The 14,842-nt window shown below is 58.5% G+C and carries 15 protein-coding genes; 9 read left to right on the plus strand and 6 right to left on the minus strand.

All coding sequences use genetic code 11. The features are described from left to right. Positions 1 to 81: 81 nt before the first annotated feature. The 3 genes from prfB to recJ all read right to left on the minus strand — a co-directional run bounded on the left by prfB (position 82) and on the right by recJ (position 3,988). Positions 82 to 1,198, minus strand: a protein-coding gene (prfB, locus tag T9A_RS09425) for a peptide chain release factor 2 (RefSeq protein ID WP_156964877.1) whose coding sequence is annotated in 2 segments (ribosomal slippage) — positions 82 to 1,125 and positions 1,127 to 1,198 — 1,116 coding nt in all. Because the reading frame shifts where the segments join, the coding sequence is not laid out codon by codon here. 442 nt (positions 1,199 to 1,640) lie between these two features. Continuing rightward, a complete protein-coding gene (locus tag T9A_RS09430) occupies positions 1,641 to 1,925 on the minus strand; it encodes a DUF7352 domain-containing protein (protein WP_035247581.1) in 285 nt (94 codons plus the stop codon). Positions 1,926 to 2,263: 338 nt separating this feature from the next. Next, positions 2,264 to 3,988, minus strand: coding sequence for a single-stranded-DNA-specific exonuclease RecJ (gene recJ, locus T9A_RS09435; protein ID WP_035247584.1), 1,725 nt, complete (start codon positions 3,986 to 3,988; stop codon positions 2,264 to 2,266). 492 nt (positions 3,989 to 4,480) lie between these two features. Between recJ and fadB the strand changes: the two genes are divergently transcribed. The 5 genes from fadB (at position 4,481) to T9A_RS09460 (ending at position 10,976) form a co-directional block, all read left to right on the plus strand. Beyond that, positions 4,481 to 6,628 (plus strand): fatty acid oxidation complex subunit alpha FadB, encoded by a 2,148-nt coding sequence (fadB, locus tag T9A_RS09440; protein ID WP_035247586.1) that lies wholly within the window; start codon positions 4,481 to 4,483, stop codon positions 6,626 to 6,628. Positions 6,629 to 6,654: 26 nt separating this feature from the next. Next, on the plus strand, positions 6,655 to 7,830 hold the full coding sequence (fadA, locus tag T9A_RS09445) for an acetyl-CoA C-acyltransferase FadA (protein ID WP_035247589.1): 1,176 nt from the start codon (positions 6,655 to 6,657) through the stop codon (positions 7,828 to 7,830). 188 nt (positions 7,831 to 8,018) lie between these two features. Further along, positions 8,019 to 8,693, plus strand: a complete 675-nt coding sequence (locus T9A_RS09450) for a hypothetical protein (protein WP_035247591.1) — start codon at positions 8,019 to 8,021, stop codon at positions 8,691 to 8,693. 646 nt (positions 8,694 to 9,339) lie between these two features. Beyond that, positions 9,340 to 10,314 carry an amidoligase family protein gene (locus T9A_RS09455; protein WP_035247594.1) on the plus strand — a complete coding sequence of 325 codons (975 nt, stop codon included), beginning with the start codon at positions 9,340 to 9,342 and terminating at the stop codon, positions 10,312 to 10,314. Beyond that, positions 10,293 to 10,976: a gamma-glutamyl-gamma-aminobutyrate hydrolase family protein gene (locus T9A_RS09460; protein WP_035247597.1), complete on the plus strand. Its 684-nt coding sequence runs from the start codon at positions 10,293 to 10,295 to the stop codon at positions 10,974 to 10,976. The genes T9A_RS09455 and T9A_RS09460 overlap by 22 nt, the downstream gene beginning before the upstream one ends. Before the next feature lie 89 nt (positions 10,977 to 11,065). Here the strand turns inward: T9A_RS09460 and T9A_RS09465 are convergent, their stop codons facing one another. Both T9A_RS09465 and T9A_RS09470 read right to left on the minus strand, forming a co-directional pair. Then, positions 11,066 to 11,719, minus strand: a complete 654-nt coding sequence (locus tag T9A_RS09465; RefSeq protein ID WP_035247603.1) for a glutathione S-transferase — start codon at positions 11,717 to 11,719, stop codon at positions 11,066 to 11,068. A 212-nt stretch (positions 11,720 to 11,931) separates the two neighbouring features. Beyond that, complete coding sequence (locus T9A_RS09470; protein ID WP_035247605.1) at positions 11,932 to 12,519, minus strand: TetR/AcrR family transcriptional regulator; 588 nt, start codon at positions 12,517 to 12,519, stop codon at positions 11,932 to 11,934. 75 nt (positions 12,520 to 12,594) lie between these two features. Between T9A_RS09470 and T9A_RS16860 the strand changes: the two genes are divergently transcribed. From T9A_RS16860 to T9A_RS09480, 3 genes are all read left to right on the plus strand, one after another. Beyond that, positions 12,595 to 12,813 carry a DUF1272 domain-containing protein gene (locus T9A_RS16860; RefSeq protein WP_232222073.1) on the plus strand — a complete coding sequence of 73 codons (219 nt, stop codon included), beginning with the start codon at positions 12,595 to 12,597 and terminating at the stop codon, positions 12,811 to 12,813. Beyond that, on the plus strand, positions 12,803 to 13,684 hold the full coding sequence (locus T9A_RS09475; RefSeq protein WP_052042737.1) for an alpha/beta hydrolase family protein: 882 nt from the start codon (positions 12,803 to 12,805) through the stop codon (positions 13,682 to 13,684). Before T9A_RS16860 ends, T9A_RS09475 begins: the two co-directional genes overlap by 11 nt. Before the next feature lie 88 nt (positions 13,685 to 13,772). Continuing rightward, positions 13,773 to 14,132 carry a DUF4442 domain-containing protein gene (locus tag T9A_RS09480; protein WP_052042740.1) on the plus strand — a complete coding sequence of 120 codons (360 nt, stop codon included), beginning with the start codon at positions 13,773 to 13,775 and terminating at the stop codon, positions 14,130 to 14,132. 197 nt (positions 14,133 to 14,329) lie between these two features. Here T9A_RS09480 and T9A_RS09485 read toward each other — a convergent pair whose 3' ends face one another. Next, a complete protein-coding gene (locus T9A_RS09485) occupies positions 14,330 to 14,527 on the minus strand; it encodes a YgaP family membrane protein (RefSeq protein ID WP_035247608.1) in 198 nt (65 codons plus the stop codon). Between the two features lie 145 nt (positions 14,528 to 14,672). On the opposite strand from T9A_RS09485, the gene T9A_RS16865 reads away from it, so the two are divergent. Beyond that, entirely contained in the window at positions 14,673 to 14,804 is a 132-nt protein-coding gene (locus tag T9A_RS16865; protein ID WP_084573470.1) for a hypothetical protein, read from the plus strand. Positions 14,805 to 14,842: the final 38 nt, after the last annotated feature.

Consider the following 14,842-nt stretch of genomic DNA (forward strand, 5'->3'; position numbering starts at 1 on the left):
GGTCTCTCGCCTGCCTGCTGGCAAGGCTGATGCTGCTTGTGTTAATACAGCGGGGACCCTCTGGGGCCCCGCTTCCCGGAATTACAATCCTGCTTTCAGGGACGCTTCGATAAACTGATCCAGCGCGCCGTCCAGTACCTGCTGGGTATTGTGGCTCTCTACGCCGGTGCGCAGATCCTTGATGCGGCCATCATCCAGTACATAGGAGCGGATCTGGCTGCCCCAGCCAATATCCGACTTGTTGCTTTCCTGGACCTGCTTTTCCGCGTTGCGGCGCTGCATTTCCACTTCATAGACCTTGGCCTGCATCATCTTCAGGGCCTGGTCCTTGTTCTGGTGCTGGCTTCGCCCGCTCTGGCACTGGGTCACCAGGGTGTGCTTCTCGCCGCCCTCGTCGGTGTAATCATAAGTCAGGCGCACCGCGGAATCGGTCCTGTTAACGTGCTGGCCACCGGCACCGGAGGCCCGGTAGGTATCCACCCGCATGCTGCCCACGTCGATATTCACATCGATATCGTCGTCCACTTCCGGGGACACGAACACCGAGCTGAACGAGGTATGGCGGCGGCCGCCGGAATCGAACGGGCTCTTGCGCACCAGCCGGTGCACGCCGGTTTCGGTACGTAGCCAGCCGTAGGCGTACTCACCTTCGAAACGGATGGTGGCAGACTTGATGCCGGCCACATCGCCGGCGGAGGCTTCCACCAGCTCGGTCTTGAAACCGTGGGCCTCGCCCCAGCGAAGGTACATACGCAGCAGCATCTCGCCCCAATCCTGGGCCTCGGTGCCACCGGACCCGGCCTGGATATCCAGGTAGGCGTTACAGGCATCCATCTGCCCGGAGAACATGCGACGGAATTCCAGATCCGCCACCATCTTCTCCAGCCGCTCCAGCTCGCTTTCCACTTCCGGCAGGCTGTCTTCGTCGCCCTCTTCCACCACCAGCTCCAGCAGGCCGGAGGTGTCTTCTACCCCCTGGGAAGCGTCGTCGATGGTCTTGACGACCAGCTCCAGCTGGGCGCGTTCCTTGCCCAGGCCCCGGGCATAGTCCGGGTCGCTCCAGACATCCGGGTTTTCAAGCTCGCGCTCGACTTCGGTCAGACGTTCACTCTTCTGATCGTAGTCAAAGATACCCCCTAAGCGCTTCGACGCGCTCAGACAGGTCGGAAAGATGGGTTCGCAGCGGATTGACTTCCATTACGTCTCTCTAGAATCAGTACTTGGCAGAATTGATACGCGGAAAACAGCGCAGTCTAACGGTTTGCGGGTTAGCTGACGAGGGGCGGCACCTCCGCCTTCGCCGCAGGAGCGCGGCCCGCACGTTTATAACGAAGCCGCTGTAGGAGTTCCTCTTGAGGGACGAACCACGCGTCAGCGTGGAAATCATCCACAGAGCCTACCCCAGATTCGGTTCGGAGTAGCAGAGCAACCCGGGCCTCCAGAATGATCAGGTGACGCCCGCATCGGCTGTCTCCTCGCCAGGGCTCGGATTCGTCCCTCAAGAGGAGTTATTCGCTTCGCTCACCCTTCGGGCCGCACGGAAATGCGTGCTTTACTCCGCTACGCTCCGTTCCTACAGCGGCTTTGTAGATGTCACGGATCGCGCCGCCTGCGACGCTCCTACAAGGAAGCTGGCCCGATCAGTCTCTCAACTCGTAGACGTGGTGAGCCTCGCCCTTCATGTTATCGATGGTGGTACCGATATAGCGGGCATTGTTGGGAATGCCGGAACCGGTGGTGAACACCTTGAAGGTGCGCACTTCTTTGGGGGTGTCGATCACGGTGTCCGCGTCCACTTCCACCCACATGAAAATCACCGCTTCCTGGGGGATGTAATCCACCCGCAGTACCTTGCCTTCTTCGGGCAGGCGCAGCTCCTGCACCTCGTTGACCACCTTCAGGCGGTGCTTGTGTATGGTCTTCATTCGAGTCCCCTCCGTTAAGGACACAACACGACGGTGGACGATAGCCACCCCGCGCAGTCAATGCCGGCACGGCCTTTTGGGCCGCACCCTGGTAAAACAGGCGCCCGATAGTGAGCGCGAGGCGCAATGCTAGCAAAAACCGGGGCCGCCGACAGCATTGTCGACAATTTTACGAGGAGGCAGGGTGCGCCAGATCAAACCCCACCCGTTGGAGCCTTGCTCGCAAGGCGAAAAGCGAGCCCAGGCGAGCCTCCGACGCGTTCGCCTTGCGAGCAAGGCTCCAACGATGACTGGGGTAATCAGGGTAGCCCGGATAGCTACGGTGGCGGTTGGCAGCGTTACAGCGTAATCAAATGCTCGAACAGCAGCTGCGGGTTACGCTGGCCGCGGAATTCGTTCACTTCCAGGCGGTAAACGCCACGCACCCGGCTGATGCGCTTGGGCAGGGTCTCCACCGGCACATTGAAATGGATGGCATCGATGATGCCGCTGACGCCGGGCAGGCCCAGGGTCAGCTTCAGGTGGCGCTCGCCGACGATGCGGTGCTTGAGCACCTCGAATTCGCCGTCGAAGCTCGGCGCCGGAAAGCCCTGCCCCCAGGGGAAGCGGTGGCTGAGCAGTTCCGCGTTGGCCAGGGACAGCTCGTGGTCATCCAGCTCGCCATCGGTCTCCACCACCTTCTCCAGTGCCTTGGGCGACAGCAGCTCGCTGACCGCCTTCTCGAAGGCCACCTTGAACTGGTCCAGCTTGTCCCGCTCCAGGGACAGCCCCGCCGCCATGGCGTGGCCGCCGAACTTGCTCAGCAGCCCCGGGTTGGCGGTGGCCACGGCATCCAGGGCATCACGCAGATGCAGACCGGGGATCGAGCGGCCGGAGCCTTTCAGGGTGCCGGGCTGTTGGGCCGGGGCGAAGGCGATCACCGGGCGGTGGATGGCTTCCTTTACCCGTGAGGCGAGAATGCCCACCACCCCTTCGTGCCATTCCTTGCCATACAGGCACAGCCCCGCCGGCAGATTCTCCGGGTTCAGCCGCGACACCTCGATCATGGCCGCATCGCGCATGCCGTGTTCGATGGAGCGGCGCTCGCGGTTGATGGTGTCCAGCTCCTGGGCCATCTCCAGGGCTTCGGCATCGGTCTCCGCCAGCAGGCAGGCAATGCCGTGGGTCATGTCCGACAGGCGCCCCGCCGCGTTCAGGCGCGGGCCCACCGCAAAGCCCATGTCCGCCGCCAGTGCCCGGTTGGGGTCGCGACCAGCCACCTGCAACAGCGCGCGGATGCCCGGGCAGCCCTTGCCGGCGCGGATGCGACGCAGGCCCTGCTCCACCAGCACCCGGTTGGCATCGTCCAGGGACACCACGTCCGCCACCGTGCCGAGCGCCACCAGGTCCAGCAGGTCGGTGATCGGCGCCGTGGGCGTGAAGCCCTGCTCGCGCAGGGCGCGTTGCAGGTCCATCAATAAATAGAAGGCGACACCGACACCGGCCAGATTGGCGGCAGGGAAATCCTCGCAGCCCGGCAGGCGCGGGTTCACCAGGGCATCGGCCTCGGGCAGGGTGTCACCGGGCAGGTGGTGATCTGTGATCAGCACCTTGATACCCCGGGCGCGGGCGGCAGCTACACCATCCACACTGGCGATGCCGTTATCCACGGTAATGATGAGGTCCGGCTGGTACTGCTGCTGGGCCAGCTCGACGATGGCCGGCGACAGGCCATAGCCATACTCGAAGCGATCCGGCACCAGGAAATCCGGGCGCGGAAAGCCCAGCAGCTCCAGCCCACGCACCATCAGGGTGGTGGCCGTGGCCCCGTCCGCGTCGTAGTCGCCGACAATACAGATACGCCAGTGGTCGGATCGCCCTTGTAACAGCAGCTCCACGGCCCCACGCAATCCTGTGAAGGACGATGGATGGGGTAAGCGCTTGAGCGCCAGATTCAGCTGCGCCGGGTCGTCCACGCCCCGCCCGGCCAGAATTCGCGCCAGCAATGGCGGCACATCCGGCCAATCCGGTGTATGCCGCGGGCGGCGGGTAATGGCGGGCAGGCTGAGTTTGTCTACGGGCATGAATGACCAATGGATAGTGGAGAATTGATAATTGAGAAGGAAAGACAGCCCTCTCCCACACGGGGAGAATAGGGCCGGATTCCAGCACCATTCTCATCCCGCCGTAGGAGCGGCGCTCGAGCCGCGAACCTGCTCGCGATGGCCCAGCCAGAGAGCTTCGCGCCTCAAGCGGCGCTCCTACAGAAAACAGACCGGCAAGTCTGCCACGCCGCACCCGGAACAGCACCATCACAAGGAGCAAGTGTTGAAATTTTCACCAACCGCCACCCATCCACCGAGCCCACGACCAATTAGTCACAAATTGGGGCTAAAAAAGTCATTCACCTTCCCTATACTTGCGGGCCTACAAGTTTCGTTGTTTATGTAAGCAAACACTCACATGAAAATGCTAGTGGCTTATATAAGTAGCGCCGCCTCCCCCATTTTCGGGGACCGGGGCAATACCAAAGCGGCCTAGTTAGCCGCGTACTTTGGGACTGGAGAGCAGAAGCTATGATCTATCAAGGCAACGCCGTAAGCGTACAACTGCTTGACGACGGCATCGCCGAACTGAAGTTTGACCTTCAGGGCGAGTCCGTTAACAAGTTCAATCAGGAAACCGTGGAAGATCTCGGTAAGGCCGTCGATGCCATTAAAGGCAACAGCGACATCAAGGGCCTGGTCGTGACCTCCGGCAAGTCGGTTTTCATCGTTGGCGCCGACATCACCGAATTCACAGACATGTTCAAACTGCCGGAAGACGAAATCGCCGGCTGGTGTCTGAAATCCAACCAGGTCTTCAATGCCTTTGAAGATCTGGACATCCCCAAAGTGGTTGCCGTTAACGGCATCGCCCTGGGTGGCGGCCTGGAAATGTGCCTGGCTGCAGACTTCCGTGTACTGAGCGAAAAAGCCCAGGTGGGACTGCCGGAAGTGAAGCTGGGCCTGTACCCGGGCTTCGGCGGCACCGTCCGTCTGCCCCGTGTCATCGGTGTGGACAACGCCGTTGAGTGGATCGCCGCTGGCGGTCAGCACAAAGCTGCCAAGGCTCTGAAAGTGGGTGTTGCCGATGCCGTGGTTGCTCACGACAAGGTCAACGACGCAGCCATCGACCTGGTCAAGCAGTGCCTGGCCGGCAAGATCGACTTCCGCGCCAAGCGTCAGGAAAAGCTCGAGCCGCTGAAGCTGCCGCCCATGGAAAACATGATGGCCTTCCAGACCTGCATGGCCATGGTCCAGGGTCAGGCTGGCAAGAACTACCCCGCTCCCGTCGCTGCGGTTAAAACCATGCAGGCTCACGCCGGCATGAACCGCAACCAGGCTCTGGAAGTGGAAGCCAAAGGCTTCGCCAAAGTCGCCAAGACCCCGCAAGCCACCGCCATGGTCGGCCTGTTCCTGGCAGACCAGCAGGTGAAGAAGGTCAACGGCAAAACCGCCAAGGCCTCCAAAGGCTTTGAGCAGGCCGCCGTACTGGGCGCCGGCATCATGGGTGGCGGTATCGCCTTCCAGTCCGCCCTGAAAGGCACCCCCATCATCATGAAGGACATCGCCGACAAGGCGCTGGACCTGGGCATGAACGAAGCCTCCAAACTGCTCGCCAAGCGCGTCAGCAAAGGCAAACTGGATGCGGCCGGCATGGGCAAAGTACTGTCCAACATCCGCCCCACCCTGAACTACGGCGACTTCGGTAACGTCGGCGTGATCGTGGAAGCGGTGGTCGAGAACCAGAAGATCAAGCAATCCGTTCTGGCCGAGACCGAAGAGAAAGTGGAAGACGGCACCATCCTGGCGTCCAACACCTCCACCATCTCCATCACCAAGCTGGCCGAAGCCCTGAAGAAACCGGAAAACTTTGCCGGCATGCACTTCTTCAACCCGGTACACATGATGCCGCTGGTGGAAGTGATCCGTGGCGAGAAGACCTCCGACGAAACCGTCGGCACCCTGGTGGCCTACGCCCAGAAAATGGGCAAAACCCCCATCGTGGTCAACGACTGCCCCGGCTTCCTAGTTAACCGCGTACTGTTCCCCTACTTCGGCGGCTTCGGCATGCTGATGCGCGACGGTGCCGATTTCCAGGCCGTGGATAAAGTGATGCAGAAGTTCGGCTGGCCCATGGGCCCCGCCTACCTGATGGACGTGGTCGGCATCGACACCGGTGTTCACGCCGCCCAGGTCATGGCAGACGGGTTCCCCGAGCGTATGCAGTACGACTTCAAAGACGTCTCCACCGTGATGTTCGAAAACGAGCGTTATGGCCAGAAGAACGGCGTTGGTTTCTACAAGTACGAGCAAGACAAGAAAGGCAAGACTCAGAAAGTGGTCGACGAAAAGACCTACGAACTGATCAAGCCCCACGTCGCCGACACCAAGGAATTCGATGCCGAGGAAATCATCGCCCGCATGATGATCCCCATGTGCACCGAAACCGTTCGCTGCCTGGAAGACAACATCGTAGGTTCCGCTGCCGAGGCCGACATGGCCATGATCTACGGCATCGGCTTCCCTCCCTTCCGTGGTGGTCCGCTGCGCTACATCGACAGCCTCGGCGTGAAAGAATTCGTCGCGCTGTGTGACAAGTACGCGCACCTGGGTGGCATCTACGAAGCACCGCAGATGCTCAAAGACATGGCCGCCAAAGGCGAGTCTTTCTTCGCCTAAGCCACGGACTGAAAGGAGTTAGAGAAATGAGTTTGAATCCTAATGACGTAGTCATCGTCGATGCGGTCCGTACCCCCATGGGCAAGAGCCGTAATGGCCAGTTCCGTAATGTGCGTGCCGAAAAACTGTCTGCCCTGCTGGTGGAAGCGCTCATGGAGCGTAACCCCAACTGGGATATCCAGCAGACCGAAGATGTGATCTGGGGCTGCGTAAACCAGACCAAAGAACAGGGCATGAACATCGCCCGTAACATCTCCATGCTGGCTGGCCTGCCGCGCACCAGCGCTGCCCAGACCGTGAACCGTCTGTGTGGTTCTTCCATGCAGGCCCTGCATTCCGCCGCCCAGGCCATCCAGACCGGTAACGGCGACGTGTTCGTCATCGGTGGTGTGGAACACATGGGCCACGTGGCCATGGATCACGGCATCGACCTGAACCCGGAAATGTCCAAAGTGGCCGCCAAGGCCTCCAACATGATGGGCCTGACTGCGGAAATGCTGGGCAAGATGCACGGCATCAGCCGTGAGAAACAGGACGAATTCGGTGTGCGTTCCCACCGTCTGGCCTGGGAAGCCACTCAGGAAGGTCGCTGGAAGAACGAGATCGTTCCCATCGAAGGTCACGATCAGGAAGGCAACAAGGTCCTGTGTGAGATCGACGAAGTGATCCGCCCCGGTGCCACCCTGGAAGACATGCAGAAACTGCGCCCGGTATTCGACCCGGCCAACGGTACCGTCACTGCCGGTACCTCCTCTGCCCTGTCCGACGGTGCTTCCGCCATGCTGGTCATGAGCGCCGCCAAGGCTGAAGAAATGGGCCTCAAGCCCCGCGCCAGGATCGTCTCCATGGCCGTGGCCGGCTGCGATGCCGCCATCATGGGTTACGGTCCCGTACCGGCCACCCAGAAGGCCCTGGCTCGTGCAGGCCTGACCATCGACGACATCGACTACGTGGAGCTGAACGAAGCGTTCGCCGCCCAGTCCCTGCCCGTCATGAAGGACCTGAAGCTGCTGGACGTAGCCGACCAGAAAGTGAACCTGAACGGCGGCGCCATCGCCCTGGGTCACCCGCTGGGCTGCTCCGGTGCGCGTATCACCGGCACCCTGCTGAACGTACTGGAATGGAAAGGCGGCAAGCTCGGCCTGGCCACCATGTGCATCGGCCTGGGTCAGGGTATTGCGACCGTGATCGAGCGTGTATAACGCCTGATGCCCGAAGCCTGACGCCGGACGCGCTCCGGTGTTCAGGCCCGGAGCCAATTTCCGGCCCTGCCCCACAAGGGCGGGATTGGGAACAAAAAACCCCGGCTACCCGCCGGGGTTTTTCTTTGTTAGGGTCCTGTTTAGCAGTTATACGTCCTTCCATAAAAATACAATAAGCATAATCTCACATGCCCATTAGTTATCACTACGAAGACAGACACTTAACCGTTTACGGCAGCAGTAACAACATCCGCCAACATATCGTCACTCTTTCCATCATTACTCTGGCTTCTCTTTTTACTGGGTGGATGCTGCTTAACAAGCCATTTAAAGACGATGACAGAATGTTTTTTATAGCAATGTACTACAGTTTTTGCTTTCTCATCGTACTGTTTCGCTCCCCCCAGCACGTTATTATTTATACCAAGCCAAGCAACAACAACCTAAACATCCGCGGTAACTTCAAAGAAGGAGTCGAACACCAGGAAGGCCCTGCCGAGGACTTCTCTTTCCATATTGGCGATCAGTATTTGACGTTTGAATTCAAGGACAAGAAGCCACTTACACTAGACAAAGGAAAGTTCAGTAAAAAGGGTCAAAACCTGATTGTTTCCGCCATTGAGAAAGCCCCTACATTAAGCCCTGAGAGCTTCAATCAGTGGCTATCAAGGGAGGGCCTTAATTTCAGAACAGTCAAAAAATCCCTTAACCCGCCGGACTATTTAGCCACTATGGACGATTACGCTATTTATTATAGATTTTCCGAAACTAGCTCTTATCTCATCTGGCAAAGGGTGTATTTTGGAATATGCGGCAGTGTCATAGGAATGATAAGCCTGATCGGGGCAGCCACGCACAGCTAAGGTCAAGCTATGACGCCCTTTTGTTTGGCTACAGAACATCTCAAGCTGGGACACCCATAACTTTATACCGCCGAATGCCTCAACCCTCACCAGTAAATCAGAGTCAGATCCCTTTTGGCTTCATAGCGGGGTTATACACCCCTTCCCAGTCCGTTCTGTATTTCCTTCAGCAGCTCCGCAGGGCTCGCCGCTCCGTTCCGCTTCTCGCAATGTAGCGCGGATAAATGCTACTTCACGAGCACCTTCCTTCTAACGCAACTTGCACTAACGGATAATCTCACGCACCACTTCACGCAGACGCCCATACAATTTAGTAGCATAGATCCGCACATGAGGGGGAAAACGCCGCTCCTCTGGCTACAAATGCAGTGGGGGTACGACGTGTCACCCAGTGAGACTTGTTAATATCGCGCCCGGAGCACGGCCACCTCATTGCTGATCCATGGCCCCCGGATACGGACCTTACGGGCAGCCACACATCAGCCAACAACCATCAGATCCGCAGGAGGTCTGCCAAGTTGTGTGAGTCCTGTTGTTCGTGGTTGCTGTCCGCTACGCAGGCAGCGTAGTGTTATCAAAACTCATCAAGTCAGTGGGTCCAACTCCAGGGAAGGTCACCCTGGACAAGCAGCGAGGTCGCTCATTAATGGATGCTTACAGTTCCCGGTTGGAATCACTGAATGCTCTAAAAAATACCGCAGGAAAAGTCCGCACTGTGGGCTTTGAGCTTGAGTTCTCCGGTATTACATTCCGCGATACCGCCCGCGTGGTGCGCGATAAGTTCAACGGAAAAGTGACAGACGAAACCGCCGCGGAAGTGTGTGTGCAAACCGATCACGGTGATTTCAATGTCGAGCTCGACTGGGATTTTCTCAAGACCATGGCGGCCAACGCGGGCGAGACGGTGGAGGAACTGCTGCACCCGCTGTCAAAGGCGGCAGAGCTGCTGGTGCCCGTCGAAGTGGTGTGCCCGCCACTGCCCGTCACATCGCTGCATATACTTGACGATCTGGTCGAGGCGCTGCGCAAGGCCGGCGCAAACGGTACCGAAGAATCATTGATTGCGGCCTACGGCGTGCATATCAATACGGAAATTCCGGCACTGGATGCGCCCACCATTCACCGTTACCTGCGCGCGTTCGTGCTGCTGCAGTGGTGGCAGGTCGAGGCCAACGATGTCAACCTGGCAAGACGGATCAGCCCTTACATCGACTTGTTCGAGGAGTCATATATCAAGGTCCTGCTGACGCGAGAGGCGCCGGATATCAATACCCTGATCGACGATTATCTTGAGCATAACCCCAGTCGCAACCGCGCGCTGGACATGCTGCCCCTGTTTGCCGAAATCGATGCTGACCGTGTTCGCGCCACTGTCGATGACGCGAAAATCAAATCACGGCCGACCTTTCATTACCGATTGCCCAATTGCCAGATTGACGACCCGCAATGGAGCCTCGCATCCTCCTGGATACGCTGGTGTCGGGTTGAACAACTCGCCAACGACGACGCCTCGCTCCAGCAGCTGGGCGATGAATTCCTGGCCGCGGACAGGCCGCTGATTGGTGTGGATCGTGGCGCTTGGGTGAAAAGGATATCCCGATGGCTGGACGACCCCACATAGGCGTTACGGGCAACCACCGTCGCTGGGCGCCGGCCTGGTGGTGCACGGCGCTGGCATTACGCCTGTGCGGTGCGGTTCCCCAACGCATTTCGGTTGATCATCCGTGGCAGGGGGCGCCGCCGGATGCACTGGTGATCGGTGGCGGTAACGATATCAGCCCGGAGCATTACGGCGGTGAAGTCGATGCCAGGGTCAAGCTCGATCCAGAACGAGACACACTGGAAATCGAATGGATTCGGCACGCGCTGAAACACGGCATCCCCATGATTGGCATATGCCGCGGGGCGCAACTGATCAACACCGTCCTCGGCGGCACCCTGCACAATGACATCCGCCATATTCGCCGTCTGACCTACAACCGCCCCGGGCTGCTGCCCACCAAACAGGTCTGGCTCGAACCCGATTCCCGACTCGCCCACATCACCGGCAAGACCAAGCTCCGCGTCAACAGCCTGCACCATCAAGCCGTAAAGCGCCCGGCCGAGCCCCTACGCCGTACCGGCTGGGATCTGGACAAGATCACCCAGGCCATTGAGCCCACCGACAATATCCCTGTCCTCGGCGTCCAGTGGCACCCTGAATACATGATCTACCTGCGGTCACAATTCAGGATCTTCCACTGGTTGGTGGACAATGCACGGGATCGATCACCCCAGCCTTGATAGGGACATACAGGGTGAACAATGAGCGGGGTTACACTCGCGCTGGTAGTGGATTGATGCACGGGGCCGCTCCCCAAGACAGACATCGCTCAGGCGCGAGAAGGAAACACCACCATATCATCGCTCTCCCGCCATACCGGCAGCTTGATCATGGTTTGCAGAAAGAGTGGGTGCGCCAACCAGTGCTGTAACCACCGCTGCAGATTCGGGTAAGGCAGCTGGCCAAACACATCGCGATCAACATGGGCGAATTGGCGGACAAACGGCATAACACCAATATCCCCGATGCTCGGATCATTCCCAAGCAGGTAAGGACTTCTCTCAAGCAACGTCTCCAAGACCTGCAGAAAAGCCTCTCCTCGTTGCCGATACTCTGTCTGAGTCATCTCAACATGGCGGTCCGCGTATTTATAGCGGTCCAGCCAGTGCTTGAACTCGTTATCGTTTTGCTCAATCAGCGCATTCGCCTGATCCAGGATCGTGGCGTCTAACAGCCCTTGTGGATCCTGCTGCTCAAGCGCCCACACCATGATGTCCCGGCTTTCTTCAATCACAGCACCATTGGCAAGCCGCAACACAGGCACGGTGCCTTTCGGGCTTATCGCCAGCATTTGCGCAGGCTTGTTTTTCAGGGTCACCTCCCGCAGCTCAACCTGCAACCCAGCGAACAACACGCCCAGGCGGGCGCGCATGGCATAGGGGCAGCGCCGAAAGGAATACAGACAATCAAATGAGGCCGTCATAGCGATACTTCACAACTGAACCAGGGGTGTATTTGCGCAACGGGGAACCGGTATTTCTGCTCACCGCCAAAAGGGTTATCGATGAACGCAGCCCACAGGGTGCGCGCAGGGAAAGGATGCTATTGAAGCCGCGCCCCGCCTCGATGCATCGCAATGTCGTCTTGTGCGCCAGTCTGGATACTGGCTAAAAAGGGGTTTATGTCATAACGCCCCTATGCCCGCATCCCCCCCAGAAAGTCCGCGATCAATGTCTTCATATCTTGCAAGGTATAGTCATCCGGCGAGGACGCCAGATTGATGGCGGCCTCAACCAGGACGCCATAAATCATGCTGTTAAGCAGATTGCGGGGATAAGGTTTGAGCCACCCGCCGTCCTGTAGGCGTGAAATGGTGCGAGCCAGCGTGCCCATGGTGTAGCTGCTATCAATGTCACGCCATGTCTCCCAGCCGAGAAAGGTGATCACCTCCTGAAGCGGCATGGTGTGGCGTCCATTGCTCACCACAAAGTCCAGGAAGGTGTCGCAAAGCCGCAAGGTATCATCCCAGGGGTTATCGGTTTCAGGCACAGCCCCCACCGCCTCGGCAACCCACTGCGCCTGGAGCTGATAACAGGCGATTAACACCTCTTTCTTACTGCTGAAATAGTAGTAAACAGCACCCTTGGTCATGCTGACTTTTTCAGCAATACGATCAATAGACGTCCCTGCATAGCCGTGCCTGGCAAACAGTTCCAGTGCCTCTTGAATGAGGGTGTCGCGCGTTTCTTCCGCGAATTTTGGTGTGGGTGATTTGACTGACATACCAAGAGTATGTCATACATACCGCCGGTATGTAACTCTCATTAGAATGCCCAACGAGCCTCAACCATGCTGAAGATGAAGAAAAAATGTGAGCGCTGCACCGCGCCGCTGCCTTTGGACGGGGAGGCTCTGATTTGCTCGTTCGAATGCAGTTTCTGCGCGGGGTGTAGCGCCGAGATGGATCACATCTGCCCAAACTGTGGTGGCGAACTGCACCTGCGCCCTCCCCGTGTCATTACGCCCATACAGGCGCTGACAAAACGGCTTACAGGAGGCGGAAACCGTGTCCGCTAGCTCCCGGTGGGAACATTGCCCCGACGGTACCGCGCTGGAATATGTCGAACACAGCGCGGACCGGGCAGCGCCATACCAAGGCGTCATCCTGATTGCCAGCGCACTCGGCGTGCCCGCCAGGTTCTATCGCGCGTATGCCAATTTCATGGCCATGAAGGGTTTTACTGTCCTCAGTTTTAACTATCGAGGTATCGGCCTGTCCGGCCAACAGGCTGATCCGGATGTAATCCGCCTGGCACAGTGGGGCAGCCAGGATCTCGACACCATGATCGGCAAGGCAACGAAGATCGCGGGCAGCAGCCCCGTTTATCTGGTCGGCCATAGTATTGGCGGGCAACTGGTAGGTCTGGCAAAGCGCGCGACTCAGTTGAGCGCAGTGATCTTTGTCGGCGCATCGTTCCCTTACTGGAGCCGCGGGCCTCTCGCGTATCGTCTCAAGCTATTGAGCTTTTATTACTGTCTGGTACCGATACTTGGCCGCCTGCACGACCCCTTCCCTGCTCGCGCACTGGGGCTTTCCAATGCCGATATGCCTAGCCGGTTGCTTAGAGACTGGGCCGAGTGGGCTTCGCAAAAAGAGTATCTGCTATCCCCACGCTTTCATCTCAATGCCAAACAGGCCTACAGCGAACTGAGTCTTCCCGCCCTGGCGTTTGAATTCGCGGATGATCACATCGCTCCCAAAGCGGCGACACAGAAGCTATATGACAGCTACCCGAGCCTGCAGATCGACGTGCGGCGCAAGCCGGCGGCCAAGCCGGTAATCGGCCATATGGGGTTCTTTCGGGAGAGCTGTGGTCACCCTTTCTGGGAAGAACAACTGGCCTGGATGGCCAACAAGGAACCCGCCATCGCCAGCCATAGCGGTTAGTGGCCTTGCGCTGCAGGGCTTGCCTCAGAGAGCGGAACAATGAATGCCGAGGGATTCCCCGGCCTTAAACATACCAAGGGGTTATACGATGTCGAACATGGTAAGCACCATGCAAAGAGCCGAACAATGGCCACTAGGGAAGCAGTTCATTCAGCTGGCCATGCGCTGGATGGTGCCCTTCTCTGCCAGCATAAAACCGGAGCTGGAGATTCTGGAAACAGGCCATACTCGCGGGCGAATGCGTGACCGACGCGCCGTCCGCAACCACCTCTCCTCGATTCATGCGGGCGCCCTGTTTACCCTTGCCGAGACAACGGGCAATCTCGCCCTGATGAGCATCACCCCCGATAATGGGCGCTGGATCGTTACCGGCATGGATATCGAATACCAAAAAAAGGCACGCGGCGTGCTGATTGCAGAAACGATCCTGGGGGAGCTGGACTGGTAAAGCAGCCACGAGGTTCGGGGAGAAACCCGTATCTTTGATGAACAGGGGGATACGGTTGCCAAGGCTGAACATCGCTGGCGGGTTTCGCCCCGCTGATAGCGCGCCACATCTTCGGCGATCTACAAAAACCTACCGGACACCCATGCATGGAGAATCAAGGCTGCCAATGCCTGAATGGATGGGTGTCGTGTTGTTTCTTACTTCTGGGTGTTGGGCGCCTTGCAGGTGGAAATACCGAACGGCAGATAGGCCGGACACCAGCGGGTGGTGCCGGTGAACAGCGGGATAAGGCCGATGGCACCCCACCAGCTCTGGAATACCACGCCCAGGGCGATGATCGCCACACCCGCTACTAATCGCAGAGTACGATCTGCGTTACCCACGTTGGGTTTCATGACAGCCTCCTTTTTGAATGCTTATTTTTTGAGTCTGTCCTTATTCCTGCTGGCGGGTATTGATCCAGGTCAGGAAATCCCGTCAGCCTCTCTGCCAATTGGTGGGAATCCTGAGCTTAGAAATTAACGAAACGTTCGCTGAACAATCGCTGCCAGTGGCCCAGGCCAGGACCTGACGCTGCTGGACAAGATAGAACGGAAAGGAAGCCAAACCGGCCTGGCCACCATATGTATCAGCTTGGGTCAGTGTATTGCGACCATGATCGAGCGGGCGTGATACACGCCGAAGCCTGATGCGGGACGCGCTCCGGCGGT

The sequence above is a fragment of the Alcanivorax jadensis T9 genome (genome assembly GCF_000756655.1).
Lineage (GTDB): Bacteria > Pseudomonadota > Gammaproteobacteria > Pseudomonadales > Alcanivoracaceae > Alcanivorax > Alcanivorax jadensis.

Coding starts and splice junctions, on each gene's coding strand:
- T9A_RS09430 (WP_035247581.1), bottom strand. CDS start 1,925: ATGAAGACCATACACAAGCACCGCCTGAAGGTGGTCAACGAGGTGCAG.
- recJ (WP_035247584.1), bottom strand. CDS start 3,988: ATGCCCGTAGACAAACTCAGCCTGCCCGCCATTACCCGCCGCCCGCGG.
- fadB (WP_035247586.1), top strand. CDS start 4,481: ATGATCTATCAAGGCAACGCCGTAAGCGTACAACTGCTTGACGACGGC.
- fadA (WP_035247589.1), top strand. CDS start 6,655: ATGAGTTTGAATCCTAATGACGTAGTCATCGTCGATGCGGTCCGTACC.
- T9A_RS09450 (WP_035247591.1), top strand. CDS start 8,019: ATGCCCATTAGTTATCACTACGAAGACAGACACTTAACCGTTTACGGC.
- T9A_RS09455 (WP_035247594.1), top strand. CDS start 9,340: ATGGATGCTTACAGTTCCCGGTTGGAATCACTGAATGCTCTAAAAAAT.
- T9A_RS09460 (WP_035247597.1), top strand. CDS start 10,293: ATGGCTGGACGACCCCACATAGGCGTTACGGGCAACCACCGTCGCTGG.
- T9A_RS09465 (WP_035247603.1), bottom strand. CDS start 11,719: ATGACGGCCTCATTTGATTGTCTGTATTCCTTTCGGCGCTGCCCCTAT.
- T9A_RS09470 (WP_035247605.1), bottom strand. CDS start 12,519: ATGTCAGTCAAATCACCCACACCAAAATTCGCGGAAGAAACGCGCGAC.
- T9A_RS16860 (WP_232222073.1), top strand. CDS start 12,595: ATGAAGAAAAAATGTGAGCGCTGCACCGCGCCGCTGCCTTTGGACGGG.
- T9A_RS09480 (WP_052042740.1), top strand. CDS start 13,773: ATGTCGAACATGGTAAGCACCATGCAAAGAGCCGAACAATGGCCACTA.
- T9A_RS09485 (WP_035247608.1), bottom strand. CDS start 14,527: ATGAAACCCAACGTGGGTAACGCAGATCGTACTCTGCGATTAGTAGCG.